The sequence below is a fragment of the Granulicella aggregans genome (assembly GCF_025685565.1).
Lineage (GTDB): Bacteria > Acidobacteriota > Terriglobia > Terriglobales > Acidobacteriaceae > Edaphobacter > Edaphobacter aggregans_B.
Genome location: NZ_JAGSYE010000001.1, coordinates 196368 through 210295, shown reverse-complemented (window position 1 = coordinate 210295; position 13928 = coordinate 196368). Strand labels below are relative to the sequence as shown.

Below are 13928 nucleotides of genomic sequence, written 5' to 3'. Positions count from 1 at the left end.
GCGTATCGATCAGCAGCGATTCCCACGGCTCTCCTCCGCAACTTCGTTTGCTCCTCATAAGTCGGCTTGTCGGCACTAATCCTAGCTCTGCGTTCCAATCGCTGAAGCCTTCCTTACCATCCACTTGCCACGCGTAAAGTCCGGGAACTCCTGCGGCGCGGACCCATGCGCCACCGAGGCCTCGCTCAACGGCGTCACTGAAGACCATGCCGCCGCGTCGTAGACATCCATGTCCGGCGCGATGCCCTCGCGCACACACTGCAGCAGGCGATAGAGCATGATGTAGTCCATGCCGCCGTGTCCGCCAAGCTTCTTCGCGATCTCGCCCTCGGACTTCCACAGCGGGTGCTGGAACTCCTTCCACTTGTCGATCGATTCGAACTCCTCATCGGCGTTCTGGCCATCCAGATAGATGCGCGGCGGATAGTCGTAAAACACGCCCTTGGTGCCCGCAATCTGGTTGACGCGGTCATACGGATGCGGCGTCGATGTCGTGTGCTTCACGCAGATCGTCAGGCCGTTCGCGGTCTTGATCAGCGACGTGTTCATGTCGCCCTCCACGTACTTTTCCTTCATACGCGGATCGTCGGCCTTCAAATGCTCTTTCCGATACGCATCGAGGCCGCGCTGCGGCGTGCTCATGCTGACCAGATGCGCGAACCGGTCGCCGCGCTGGATGCCCATGTAGTTCGCGACAGGCCCAAGGCCGTGTGTGGGATAAGGATTGCCGTTGCGCTTGGTATGCTCATCGCGCCGCCACAGGCCTTCACCCTTATCGGAGAACAGCTCTTCGCGCAGGTCATGCAGGTAGGCGCCTTCACCATAGAGCAGCTCGCCGAACTTGCCGGCAAGAATCATGCGCAGGATCAGCGTCTCGTTATAGCCGTAGCAGCAGTTCTCCAGCATCATGCAATGCTTGCGCGTCTTCTCGGAGGTGTTGACGATCTTCCAGCAGTCATCGAGCGTTGTGACGGCAGGCACTTCCACAGCGACATCCTTGCCATGCTCCATGCCATAGATCGCCATCGGTGCGTGCCACAGCCACGGCGTCGCGATGATGACGAAGTCAATGTCGGAGCGAGCGAGCATCTTTTCGAAGTCATGCGGGCCATCGGTGTAGAGGTCGGGCTTCTTTGCGCCAGCTGCAGTGACGAGCGACGCCGCATGTTCGGCCTTCTCTTTGACGACGTCGCAGAGCGCGATGATCTGCGCGTCGGCGGCGATCAGGTTCTCAAGCAGATTCGTACCGCGTCCGCCGGTGCCGATCATGGCTATCTTCGGGTTCCGCTTGGCAAAGGGAACATCGATCATGGTCGTGCCGGTCGAGGTCTCGGACTGGGCGAGGCCGGCGAGGTTTGTTGCGACTGCGGTGGCTGCGCTCATCTGCACAAATCGTCTCCGGCTCCAGAATCCACGTACCGTTGCGCTGACATCTTCGGGGCTCAGATTCAATGAAATCTCCTTGGAACGGCTAGAGGCTGAGAATCGCAAGCAATCGCAACCTATCTATCTTTCGGATGAGGGTATTTCATTGGTCATCGACTGTCAAAGCAAATATCTAAGCTGATCGAAGGAAAATGAAAGCGACCGAAGGTCGCATCGTGCTAGAATCGCTCCACTTGTCCCAGCACGATTCGCGCACCTGAACTTCCCGTGGAGGTCTCGATGGCCGCATCCGTATCCGTTCTCTCTTCTGAGGCTGCACCCCCCTTTCCGTCTGTTGCCAATGCACCGCAACGCAACGTTGCTGTCGATGCCTATCGCGGCCTGGTCATGCTGCTGATGATGGCCGAAGTCATGCAGTTTGGCGAGGTCGCAAAATCCTTCCCAAATAGTACGCTTTGGCACATCCTCGGCTACAACCAGACGCACGTGGAGTGGACGGGGATGGGGCTGCACGACATGATCCAGCCGTCGTTCACGTTTCTTGTGGGCGTGGCGCTGCCGTACTCCTTGCGCAGCCGCCAGAAGAAGGGGCAGACCTTCCCGCAGATTCTCGGACACACCATCTGGCGCAGCGTCTTGTTGATGTGCCTGGGATTTTTTCTGCGGTCGATTCATAGCCCGATGACGAACTTTACGTTCGAGGACACGCTGACGCAGATCGGCATGGGATACACGTTTGCGGTGCTGCTGACGTTCCTGAAGCCGCGCTGGCAGTGGACGGCCTTCGGCGTCATTCTCTTCGGATATTGGCTCGCGTGGGCGCTCTATCCCGCTCCGGGACCGAACTTTGATTGGAACGCCGTGGGCGTCCCGGATGACTGGCACTCGCACCTGCTGCATGGGTTTGCGGCGCACTGGAACAAGAACAGCAATCTCGGGCAGGCGTTCGATGTTTGGTTCCTCAACCTCTTTCCGAGGCCCAGCCGGTTCCTGTTCAACGATGGCGGCTATCTGACCCTGAGCTTTATTCCGACCCTCGGCACGATGCTGCTTGGGCTTGCAGCAGGGCGCTGGTTCATTGAGAGCCCGCTGGTCATTCCTATCCGCAAGTTCCTGATCGCTGCGGGCATCCTGATGGCGAGCGGCCTGCTGCTGCACTTCACTGGAATCAACCCGATTGTGAAGCGCATCTGGACGCCTGCGTGGACGCTGTGGAGTGGCGGCTGTTGCTTCCTGTTTCTCGCGGCCTTCTCGTGGATTGTGGACGTGAAGAAGAACACGAAGCTGGCGTTTCCGCTGGTGGTCGTCGGAATGAACTCGATCGCCGCCTATCTGATGGCCCATCTCTTCGAGGACTTCATCTTAAGCAGCTTCCGCATCCATCTCGGTATGCGGGTACTGAACGTCTTCGGCACGGCGCTGGAGCCGGTCTTCATCGGTGCGCTAACGCTTGCGGTGTACTGGCTTATACTGCATTGGATGTTCCGCAACAAGATCTTCCTTCGCATTTGAGGAGCACTGATTGGGAGAGATGAAAAAAGAAGCCGTCGAGCACTCTACAAACGGCATACGACTTGAAGAGCCCTTGCAGGAAGGCATGATGGCGGAAGAACGCCGCATGCAGATCCTGCAGATTCTGCGAGCAGAGGGCCGGGCCAAGGTCAACGAGCTGGTCCGGAGGTTCAATACCTCCGCTGTGACGATCCGCAGCGATTTGAATGAGTTAGACCAGCGCGGCCTGGTGCAGCGGTCGCATGGAGGAGCGGTAATTCACGATACCGTCTTCCGCGAGTCGCCGGTCCATGAGCGCATCAAGAGTCAGTCGAAGGAGAAGCAGCGCATTGGAGCGATGGCGGCGACGCTGGTGCGCGAGGGCGAGACGATCATTCTCGACTCGGGTACGACGGCGCTCGAAGTCGCGCGCAACCTGAAGAATATCCAGAATGTGCAGGTCATCACGAATGGCGTGAATATCGCGGCGGAGCTGCTGAATTCGCGCAACACGCAGATCATCATGATGGGCGGGACGGTTCGGAACGATTCGGCTTCGATCGTGGGCCGGCAGACAGAGGACATGCTGGAACAGTTCTCGGCCGACAAGCTGTTTCTTTGCGGAGCCGGATGCGATCCTGATTTTGGGGTGAGCGGGACGAACCTTGAAGAGACGATGGCGAACCGGGCCATGCTGCGGGCGGCGCGCGAGATTATCGTTGTGGCGGATGCGAGCAAGTTCAGCAAGCGGAGCATGTCGCTGATTGCTTCGTTCTCCGAGGTGGATATTGTGATCAGCGATGAGAGTTTGTTGCCGGAGTTACAGGAACGGATCAAGTCGTTTGGGTGCAAGTTGATTCTGGTGTGAGCGGGTTTTCAACAATGTTCCACGTGGAACATTGGCGGGTTTCCGCGAGTATTTTCTGATTCTAAACGGCTTACTGGATATTTACCTAAAATGTTCCACGTGGAACATTTCCACATAGTTTGGCTATCGGCTTGCCTGCAGCGATTGCCGGATCACTTTGCCGCTTGGAATAAGCTAAGCCGCTCCGAGCGAAATGCGGGGATTCTTCGCCTTCGGCTCAGAATGACGGCGGATAGGATCACTGCGATGTAATGTAGTAACTTTTCTACAATTGGCTTTGGAGGTGACCGATGGCGATCACAACTCTTTCCAGCCGAGAGTTCAATCAGGACACAGGCCGGGCGAAGAAGGCGGCTAACAAAGGGCCGGTGTTTATCACCGACCGGGGCAAGCCTGCCCATGTGCTGCTTAGCATCGAGGACTATCAGCGGCTCTCCGGCCAGAGACGGAGTATTGTCGACGTTCTGTCCATGCCGGGCCTTGCTGGCATTGAATTTGACCCACCTAAGCTGCAAATCTCCGTGCGTCCAGCGGATCTTTCCTGATGTTCCTTCTCTACACCAATGTCCTCTCCGAACTGCGTAAGGTTGGCGATGGCAAGGCCGATGCGAACGTCATTGCCTGGGTAGAGAGCGTGGATGCTGCAACGCTCTATCTCTCCGCGATGACCTTGATGGAAATCGAGCTTGGCATCCTCCAGATCGAGCGGCGCGATGCCGCCCAAGGCACTCGGCTGAGGGCGTGGATGACGCATCACGTCTTGCCTGAGTTTCTGGACCGGGTGCTGCCCGTCGATGCTGCGGTTGCGCTTCGCTGTGCGTCGCTGCATGTGCCGGATCCACGAGCTGAGCGTGACGCTCTGATTGCGGCGACGGCTCTGGTGCACAGCATGACCGTCGTGACGCGGAACGTTGCGGACTTTGAAGTTACGGGTGTGCCGGTATTGAATCCCTGGGATGTTCGCTGAATGTCTGAAATCAACTCATCAGATTCCGCGAAGAGCGTTTATCAGGAGTAACATCATCTGGCTAGGCACGGACAGCCAGCGGAGCCGGAGGTAAAACACAGTTGTCTGGTCCCACTATCGAGCAGAAATTAGAACAACTGTACGCATCTCTTGCTGAAATGCGAATCACTGAGAAACTGGCATCGATGAAGCCTGCAAGACGAGATTCTGGCGGGCCATTCGCAGTTACGTTTGATTTCACTAAAATCGAGAAGCCTGCTACGGTAGCGAACAGACTTTCGACGCTCGTCAACAACATTGCTTCTCTAAAGGATCACCTACACGCCTGGTGCAGAAGGAACGGAAAGCCTGAGACCGGCGACCTGTTGATCAATAGTAATCGTGACGTTGCGATCGTTCATGATCTTTGGAACTTGGACAAGCACGCGGAGCTAAGCCGTCCCTCTAGATCGGGACTCTCGCCTAGGATACAGGCGGCGCATACCACTTTGGAGTTCAAGATAAGCACGTCGGCTGAAACACCGCTAATCACGATTCCAGTCTTCGGCGGACCTGTCACAGCTCACGGTGATGCCAATGTGCGAATCGCAGCCACCGTGGTTGATAAAGACGACAACACGCTTGGAGACCTTGAATCTATATGTCTCAGGGCGGTGGCGGCATGGCAAGCTGAGTTCGTAAAGGCTGGCATAAAGATCGTTCCGTCGCCAGAGCAACAAACGGAATATACCCGGTTGTCTGCTCTGCTTCAAGCGATCGGAATGCTTCATCGCGCGGAATTGCCGATTGGGGCTACTTCGCTGCTGATGAAAGTGACGGACGGCCACGTTCTGGTGGAAGTGTATGACGGGATGGGAAAGAAGATCGGCAGCATTCCTGATGAAAAAACTTCATTTGCCCTGCGTGACGCCTTGCAGTATACCTTCCAGTCTGCAATCTCGCCAGACCACGATGGCGTGATTGCCATCATCTGAGAAGCAAGAAAACAGGGCCACCTAACCCCGCTGGCCTCCGTAGGTGTCTTCACTTCAAGAGGAGAAGTACTCCCGATAAGTCGGCTTCCCTCCCGTATTCAACGGCGCAACTCGGATAAGCGCGTTCGTTGGGACGGATATAAACAAGAACGCCGAAATCAATAACCTGGCAGTTGTGGAGGATCAGGTGCTGCTCTCAAGATTTAGAGTTTGGTGTTTTTGGCTCTCCCTCGCGACAATGGCCCTTGCCTTACCGGCAGCCATGTTGGCTTTGGTAAACCCGTTTCCGCTCATCTCAGACGGTAACGGAGGATATTCAAACTCGTGGAATTTCTCCGCGGTCAGTGCTGCGCTATGCGCCTCGGTATTAGCACTTCTGTTTTCTACCTTTGCCTATCGGTGGCGCGGGCGTCTCATTCTCAGCAGCACGGCGCTAGTCTTGCTTAGCTATCTGTCTCTCTTCACTGACGGACATTAGTTCCCTCGGTACTTCGCTGGATTGGCCCTGATAAGTCGGCGTTGCGGAAGTGATCGCACCAGCTCCTGCCAATAATAGGCTGGTCCTAGGTAATTCCGAAGAAGTGCTGACAGTCCAAAGGCAGATTCCCTTCGGGAATGACAAGCAAAATGAACCAAGCACGGCAAAGGCGAAATGCGGGGGGCTCTCCACTGCGCATTGCGATGAAGCTGCAATGCTTCGGTCGACATGACGGGTCTTATGGTGGACGAGAAGCAGATTCCCTTCGGGAATGACAAACAAGGAAAATAGGAAAGAGACAAAATAAGAAAAAGGCCGCAGCGGTATGCCGCTGCGGCCTTCCTCTCTTTGCAGATTGGGAGAGTGGATCAGTAGTAGAACTTGAGGCCGATCTGGATGAGGCGTGGGTCGCGGGCGGCGGTGACGATGCCGAAGTTGGTGGAACCGAAGGTGGTGGCGTTGTTGGAGTTCTGTGGGCCGGGGGCGGCGAAGAGGAAGTTGGGGTGGTTGAGGGCGTTGTAGAACTCGCCGCGAAGTTCGAAGCGGCGGGCTTCGGAGAGGGCGATGGTCTTCAGGATGGAGATGTCCCAGTTCTTGTCGCCGGGGCCGTTGACGGTGTTGAGAGGCACATCGCCGAAGGAGCCGGCGGCAGGGTCCTGGAAGGCGCAGGTGTTGAAGGAGGTTCCGGCGACGCAGGGCTTGCCGTTGGGCTTCTGTCCGGCGACGGCGTCGGGACGCTGCTGGCCGTCGGAGTTGGCGAAGTTGGCGTTGGCGTCGGTGACGGTGAACCAGGTGCCCGAGGAGAGCGTTGCGATGCCGGAGAGCTGCCAGTCGCCGATGAGGTAGTTGACCGGGGTGCTGACGGCTCCGGCGAGCCACTGGCCTTTGCCGATGGGGAGATCCCAGGAGTAGCCGGTGGTGAAGCGATGGCGGTTGTCGAAGTCGAGGTTGCCGTACTCGCCTAGGAGGCGCTCGTCACGGAAGCCGTCGTTGTTCTGGGCACCGAGGTTGGCGTTCGAGGAGTTTCCGAGAGCGTGGCTGTAGGTGTAGTTCACGATAGCGGCGACGCCGTGGCTGAGGTGCTGCTCCAGCTTGAACTGGGCCGAGTTGTAGTTGGAGAAGCCGTTGGAGCGGAGCCAGCCGATGGAGGTGTCGAGGGATGGGAAGGGGCGGCGGGGCGCGGATGGGGCGGAGGAGTCGGCGGTGGGTGCGGCCTGGTTCAGATTGCCGAAGGTGTAGAGGTGCGTTCCCTTGGAGCCGACGAAGGCGGCTTCGACGGTGGTGTGCGGTGTGAGTTCATGCTGCACGGTCACGTGCCATTGCGCTACGTATGGGGTTTTCAGCTTGTCTTCGCCGAAGAGGTTGGGGGTGTTGGGATCGACCAGGGCGTTGCTGGGGAAGCCGTCGGCGAGGACGCTAAGGCCAGGGACGGCGCAGCTTGAGCCTGCGGCGTAGGAGGGAAGACTGCAAGGGGCGACGAAGTTCTGCGAGGCGAAGTAGGGCGGGTTGAAGCCGGGGCTGGGGTTCGAGTAGGGGCCGGACTCTTCGCCGTTGAAGAAGAGGCCGCTGGCGGCGCGGGCGACCCAGCCCTTGTGGAACTGCCAGGCGAGGCCGAGGCGTGGGGAGAAGTCGGTGTAGATGGGCGGGATGAGGCCGTTGGTCGCGGTGTGGTTGGCGGTGATCTCGGAGGCGAAGGTCGGGGTGAGGGTGACGTTGCTGCTGGCGGGGATGTCCAGGGCGCCGGTGACGGGGTTGAAGTTTGCCTGGGCGTTGTGGCGCTCGAGGATGGCGGAGAAGAAGTCGTAACGGATGCCGGCGTTGATGGTGAGGGTGGGGGTGGCGCGCCAGTCATCCTGGAGGAAGACGCCGTAGACCTTACGGTTGTAGTCGACGTTGTTGATGTTGTTGATGCCGCCGCCGTCGGGTTGGCCGGTAAGGAGTGTGGCTAGGCCGCTGCCGCCGCTGCCTTGCGCGGCTGGGTTGTCGGTGAACTGGGGGCCGAAGTTGAGGGTTCCGCGCGGAGCGGCGGGCTGGAAGATGGTGAACTCTTCGGGGCGGTACTCGCCCCCGAACTTGATGCTGTGGTTGTTATGGATGAGGGTGAAGGTGTCGGAGATGGAGTAGGTGTTCTGGATCTCGTTTGATGGGAGATAGGTGGGGCTGCCGAGGGTGGCGACGTCGTTGAAGAACATCTGGGGAAGGCCGCCGTTGTCGGTGCCAGCCTGGTAAGGGACGCCGGGGAAGCCGATCTGGCCGGAGACGTCGGTGTTGGAGTTGAACTGGAAGCGGTTGGTGTGGAGGCGGTTGTAGCCTAGGCGGATCTCGTTGACCTTGGTGGGGGTGAAGACGTGGGTTTCGCTGATGGCGATGGAGTAGGCGCGGTTGTCGCCGACGCCCGAGAAGAAGCCGCCGCCGTCTGCTAGGCCAGGGAAGACGGCCGGGATGATGGAGGGCTGGCGGGCGATGGAGAAGCGGTAGAAGATGTTGTCGCTGTGGGTGAGGACCTGGTCGACGCGGACGTCGCCCTGGTTATTGTTGCGGGTCAGCTTGGGGTTGGAGACGTAGTTGTAGCCGTTGCCGCTGGCGTTGGGCGCGGGATAGAGGGCAGCCAGCTTGGCACCGAGGGGGTCGATGCTGCCGGCGGGGATGATGTTCGATGGGGTGCCGTCGGCGTTGTAGCCGAAGGGGACGCCGCAGTAGCCCGTTGGGCTTGCGGCGGAGGCCTGGGTGAGCTTGGTGTTGAAGAGCTCTCCGGCGTAGGTGGCGTTGCCGTTGCAGTCTAAGACCCCGGTGGAGGTGGTGAGGTCGAGCTGGCTGGTGAAGTCGCCGCTGGCCTGGGCGGCGGTAGGAACGATGGCGGTGTTGGTCTGGCCCTGCGAGAGGCGAAGGCCTTCGTAGTCCATGAAGAGGAAGAGCTTGTCGCGCAGGATGGGCATGCCGAGGGTCGCGCCGAACTGGTTCTGGTGGTAGGCGGGCTGGATCTGGTCGAAGTAGTTGCGGGCGTCGAAGGCCTGGTTGCGGAGGAACTCGTAGATGACGCCGTGATAGTGATTGGTGCCGCTCTTGGTGGTGGCGTTGACGACGGCACCGGTGGCGCGGCCGAACTCGGCGGAGTAGGAGTCGGTCTCGAAGCGGAACTCCTGGAGGGCGTCGACGGAGGGCATGACGACGTAGTTGGCCTCGTTGAGGTCGTCGGGGAGGTTGGAGTTGTTGTCTACGCCGTCGAGGAGGAAGTTGTTCTGGAGGGAGCGAGCGCCGTTGGCGCTGAAGCCGTAGCCTTGCTCGTCGCGGGCACCGGGTTCACTCACAGTGACGCCGGCTGAGAGCTGGGCGAGCTGGACGGGGTTGCGACCGTTGAGCGGGAGGGTCTGCATGGTGCGGCTGTCGATGAGCTGGCTGCGCTCGGAGGTGGCGGTTTCGAGGACGGGAGCAGAGTCGGTGACTTCGACGACGGTGGTCGCGCCGGGCTGGAGGGCGGTATCGAACTGCGGGCGCTGCTGGACGCTGAGAGTGAAGGGACCGACGACGGACTCGTTGAAGCCGTCTGCTTTGACGATGAGCTTATAGGTGCCGATGTGGACGGGGCTGATGGTCCACTCGCCGTTGGAGGCGCTTTTGGCGTGATAGGCGAAGTTGGTCTCGGTGCTGGTGACGGTGATGTCGGCGTTGGCGACGGTTGCGCCGGACTTATCGGTGACGCGGCCAGCGACGGTTGCGGTGTCGATCTGCGCATGCAGGCTGCGGGTAGGCGCGATGACCGAAAAGAGAGCAAGTGCAAGAAAGAGATGCAGCTTCAGATTCCTTCGCATGTGCATACGGGCTTCCCTTCAGCTTCCATGGATTTTCATTTGTTTACGTATTGTTGTGAATGTTCACGCATTCCTGTTCTATTGTCAATATATTTATCCGGCTGGAGGCTCGATTCTCCTTGTCTTTACCTGAGTGCGGTAGAGTGAGACGCGGCTCGTCCTGGACGGCGCCGGGCGAGAGAGGGATGGGTTCGCAGGTTCTGAGAACCTGTTGCATCACCGCGAGGTTTGCTTGTTTCATGCTGAAGAGGCCAGCAAAGGCAAGAGCCAAGGCGAAATGCGGGGGTCTCTCCACTGCGCGTTGCGATGAAGCTGCAATGCTTCGGTCGAGATGACGAGTCTGCGTGGGTTTGCTGTGGTCGGGTGGACTACGACTCTTCGGAGAAGATGGTGAGCTCTCCGCCGGTGTAGCCCTTGATGGTGACCTCGAAGGTCTGGGCGGGGGCCTGGGAGTTGAGGACGGAGCGGGCTGGGCCAGTGAGGTAGGCGACATCCAGACACAGGGATCTGAAGACGACGCGTTCCGGGCCGCTAAGCAGCGTCGAGAGGACGTTCAGGACGTCGTGGATTCCGCTGCGGAGGGCCTCGTCGAGTGGAGAAATCTTCGCGCGATCGGCGGCGAGCGAGTCTGTCAGGCCAGCGACGCAGCCTCCCAGGGAGGCAAGCAAGGAGAGATCCGCGCGAAGCAGGATGGTGTCGTGCGCCGGCAGCTCGTTGTAGATGCCGTAGACGCGGCGCGACCGCGAAGGCGTAAAGCGCGGCTTGCGGGCGCAGGTCACGGGAAGTCCGGTGAGCGTCGTGAGGGTCTTAGAGAGTGCCTGAGCGTTCGGACTGATCATTCAAGCTCCCTGCACGCTGCGCGCCGTACTGATGGTTGGCCGGGCGTGCAGGCCTCTCTATCGGTAGGGCGGGAAGAAAATTTCAATCACTGAAAGGATTTGCCGGTAAAGGCCCTTACTCCGCCGCCGATGAACGACGAAAGTGCGGCTTTCGAGAGGTCGTGTACGAGATGCTGATTTGGAGAGTCCATGCCACTCAGTGAACGTGGAATTGCAGAGCACGATTCGCTGACGCCGATGAAGGAGCGCGAGTTCAGGCTTCTTCGCGAGCTGGTGCAAGAGCATACGGGCATCTGGCTGCAGGACGGGAAGCGCACGATGCTTGCCGCGCGGCTGGCCAAGCCAGTGAGGCGGCTCGGGCTGCCGGGCTTCCAGAGCTACTATGCCTTGCTTCGTGAAAGCGCGGAGGACAGCCCGGAGTTTGTCGAGTTTGTGAATGCGATTACCACAAACAAGACGTCCTTCTTTCGGGAGAGGCATCACTTCGACTATCTCGCGCAGAAGATCGTGCCGGAGATCAAGGCTGCTTCGATGCGCGGGGGAAGGAAGCAGATCAGGGTGTGGAGTGCTGCGTGCTCGACGGGCGAGGAGGTGTACTCGATTGCGCTGACGCTGCTTGATGCCGTGGCCGAGCCGGGCTGGTGGCTGGAGGTAGTAGGGTCGGACATCGATACGGGGGTGCTGGAGACGGCTCAGCGCGCAATTTATCCGGCGGAGTGCCTGGAGAGCATCGACGAGTTGCAGCGTCAGCGGTACTTCCTGCAAGGCAAGGACAGCAGGGCCGGCCAGGTGAAGCTGAAGGCCGAGGTCACGCGCATGGTCGAGCTGCGCCGCGTTAACCTGATGGATGAGCGCTGGGCTGCTGACGGGCCGTTCGATGTCATCTTCTTTCGTAACGCTCTGATCTACTTCCAACAGGACGTGCAGGAGAGGTTCTTGCGCAGGATGACAGGGATGCTGCGGCCCGGGGGATATCTGTTTATTGGGAATTCGGAGCAGATTCCGTGGATGCACGACAGGCTGGAGCCGTTGAGTCAGACGATGTATCGGCTGCGGGGTAGCGGTTAGGAGCCAAAGAAAAAATGCGGGGGTCTCTCCACTCCGCATCGCGATAGAGCTGCGATGCTCCGGTCGAGATGACGGGTTTGGTGGGTGGCTACGTTCACGTCAATGTGAGATGTGGAGCAGCACGAGAGCGTTGGTGTCGAGCGTAAGCGTAAGGCTTCCGTGGTTTAGCGAAAGGGTCTCCGGGGTGGGCAGGGCCGTCTCGCGATTGAGTTGTTCGACCTGTGCGGGTTTCGGATACGAGGGGCTGCCCATGGCAGCGTAGGGTTTCATCACGTTGCTGTGGTTGTCATCTACGCGTTGCATGCTGATCTTCGCGTCCTTCGCTATGCCGGTGAGGTCGAGGGTGACGGATTTCGGGGCTGGCGATTGGCCGGGGGGTGCGAGGTTCCAGAGGGCGATGGCGAGTGAGCCGTCGGCTAGTTTGGTGACGATGATGTCGTCGGCGTCGCTGGCGATGCGCTGGGTGCCGAGTTTGTGGAGGAGAGCGAAGTCGTAGTAGCTGGGCTTGTTGATCCCGCCAGTGGCGCGGAGGCCGAACTGGCCGTCGAAGGCGTGCTGGGCGGGGCCTCCCTCTTCGAAGACATCGGAGAAGGTCCAGAAGGAGAGCGCCTGGACGTCGTGGCAGGTGCGGACGGCTTCAGCGAGCGCGGGCCCTACGTAGGGGGTGTCGCGGAGGCGGTCGCGGCCGGGGACGTTCCATTCGGTCCAGAGCAGGGGGAGATGCGGATAGGCGGAGGCGTCGATCTGCTTGCGGACGTGGTTGGCGGCGGCGCAGATACGGTCTTCTTCGGGCATGTCTTTGTCGCGGAGAGGCTGGTCGGAGCCTAAGAGACGCTCGACGGGTTCATCGTCGTAGCCGTGGGTGGAGACGAAGTCTACGGGGACGTGGTTGGCGGAGGTGAACTTGAGGAACTCCGGTATCCATGCGGCTGCGGCGGTTGCGGGGCCACCGACGCGGAGGCGCGAGCTGACGTGCTTCAGGTCGTTGGCGGTGTGGGCGTAAAGGTCGAAGTAGGACTCCATGCGCGGGATGCCGCCCCAGAAGTCGATGTTGGGTTCGTTCCAGACTTCGAAGTACCAGGAGGCGACTTCGTCGATGCCGTAACGTTCGACTAGGTGCTGGGCGAAGTGCGAGATGAGGTCGTCCCAGCGTTCCATGCTCTTGGGTGGGGAGACGTTCTGCTTGTACCAGAAGGGATGGAGCGCGTCGGGGTTGAAGGCCAGCTTCTTGGGCATGAAGCTGATCTCGACGACGGGCTTGACGCCGTTCTTGAGCAGGCCATCGTAGATCTCGTCGACGTAGGTGAAGTTGTAGACGGGGTTGCCGTGCTCGTCTTCGTTGTAAACACCGACCTCGTCGTGAAGGATGGCGTGGAAGCGGATGTAGTGGAAGTCGGTGGCTTGTTTTACGGCGCGGAGGTCTTCGCGATAGTTTTCACGCAGGGAGAGGATGGCGCGGCCGGAGCCGAACATCTCTTCCCAGAAGTGCGGGAAGGGAGTGGTGGGGGCGGTGGGATCGATGCGGATGTGCTGCTGAGCTTCAGTTGTGATCGGATAGCATAGCGCTGAGGCGAGAGTGGAGACTAGAAGTTGCCGCAGTGCGCGTCGTGACATGCTTTATTTTCCTGAATATGGAGGATAAACAGTAGTAGAAGTGCCCACCGCGCCCGATGAGCACCTCAGGCTTGTGCCAAGATTCGAACAACCTCATATTCCAAGAAGTAGCAATTATCTCAGATGAGTGATTAGGGGATTTCCGAGTTTGACAACAGCGTATACCTCAGCAGGAACCGCTGGAGAATTGTTATTTAGCAGTTAGCTACTGAAACGTAGTCGTATCCGCCAACGATTCGACAAGTGGACGATTGTGACCCTGCATAGACTTCTTGACCGCTACTGTTAAAGGACGGCGACAGAACCCCGTAGACTAAATATTGGCCAGGAGGATCAATATTCCAAGAACACGATCCGGTGCCGCCATTCGGTATGCTGCCTTGGCAGGCCACATAGAAGGGGGAGTTATAGCCGTTTGCGGTATTCATGTAAAA

At 59.2% G+C, this 13928-nt stretch carries 10 protein-coding genes; 6 read left to right on the top strand and 4 right to left on the bottom strand.

Annotation, left to right across the window (positions count from 1 at the left end; translation table 11 throughout):
• Positions 1-81: 81 nt before the first annotated feature.
• Positions 82-1452, bottom strand: a complete 1371-nt coding sequence (locus OHL18_RS00825) for a Gfo/Idh/MocA family protein (RefSeq protein ID WP_263372936.1) — start codon at positions 1450-1452, stop codon at positions 82-84.
• A gap of 213 nt (positions 1453-1665) precedes the next feature.
• Between OHL18_RS00825 and OHL18_RS00820 the strand changes: the two genes are divergently transcribed.
• From OHL18_RS00820 to OHL18_RS00800, 5 genes are all read left to right on the top strand, one after another.
• Positions 1666-2898: an acyltransferase family protein gene (locus OHL18_RS00820; protein WP_263372935.1), complete on the top strand. Its 1233-nt coding sequence runs from the start codon at positions 1666-1668 to the stop codon at positions 2896-2898.
• A gap of 19 nt (positions 2899-2917) precedes the next feature.
• Positions 2918-3745: a DeoR/GlpR family DNA-binding transcription regulator gene (locus tag OHL18_RS00815; RefSeq protein ID WP_263372934.1), complete on the top strand. Its 828-nt coding sequence runs from the start codon at positions 2918-2920 to the stop codon at positions 3743-3745.
• A 290-nt stretch (positions 3746-4035) separates the two neighbouring features.
• The gene (locus OHL18_RS00810) at positions 4036-4290 is read left to right on the top strand and encodes a type II toxin-antitoxin system Phd/YefM family antitoxin (RefSeq protein ID WP_263372933.1); all 255 of its coding nucleotides are present in this window, start codon (positions 4036-4038) and stop codon (positions 4288-4290) included.
• Positions 4290-4712: a type II toxin-antitoxin system VapC family toxin gene (locus OHL18_RS00805; RefSeq protein ID WP_263372932.1), complete on the top strand. Its 423-nt coding sequence runs from the start codon at positions 4290-4292 to the stop codon at positions 4710-4712. Before OHL18_RS00810 ends, OHL18_RS00805 begins: the two co-directional genes overlap by 1 nt.
• Before the next feature lie 101 nt (positions 4713-4813).
• The gene (locus OHL18_RS00800) at positions 4814-5686 is read left to right on the top strand and encodes a hypothetical protein (RefSeq protein WP_263372931.1); all 873 of its coding nucleotides are present in this window, start codon (positions 4814-4816) and stop codon (positions 5684-5686) included.
• Between the two features lie 846 nt (positions 5687-6532).
• Here OHL18_RS00800 and OHL18_RS00795 read toward each other — a convergent pair.
• On the bottom strand, positions 6533-9973 hold the full coding sequence (locus OHL18_RS00795) for a TonB-dependent receptor (RefSeq protein WP_263372930.1): 3441 nt from the start codon (positions 9971-9973) through the stop codon (positions 6533-6535).
• A 368-nt stretch (positions 9974-10341) separates the two neighbouring features.
• Complete coding sequence (locus OHL18_RS00790; protein WP_263372929.1) at positions 10342-10812, bottom strand: hypothetical protein; 471 nt, start codon at positions 10810-10812, stop codon at positions 10342-10344.
• A gap of 189 nt (positions 10813-11001) precedes the next feature.
• Between OHL18_RS00790 and OHL18_RS00785 the strand changes: the two genes are divergently transcribed.
• Positions 11002-11880: a CheR family methyltransferase gene (locus OHL18_RS00785; RefSeq protein ID WP_263372928.1), complete on the top strand. Its 879-nt coding sequence runs from the start codon at positions 11002-11004 to the stop codon at positions 11878-11880.
• Positions 11881-11979: 99 nt separating this feature from the next.
• On the opposite strand, the gene OHL18_RS00780 is transcribed toward OHL18_RS00785, so the two are convergent.
• Complete coding sequence (locus OHL18_RS00780; protein ID WP_263372927.1) at positions 11980-13494, bottom strand: GH39 family glycosyl hydrolase; 1515 nt, start codon at positions 13492-13494, stop codon at positions 11980-11982.
• Positions 13495-13928 lie beyond the last annotated feature (434 nt).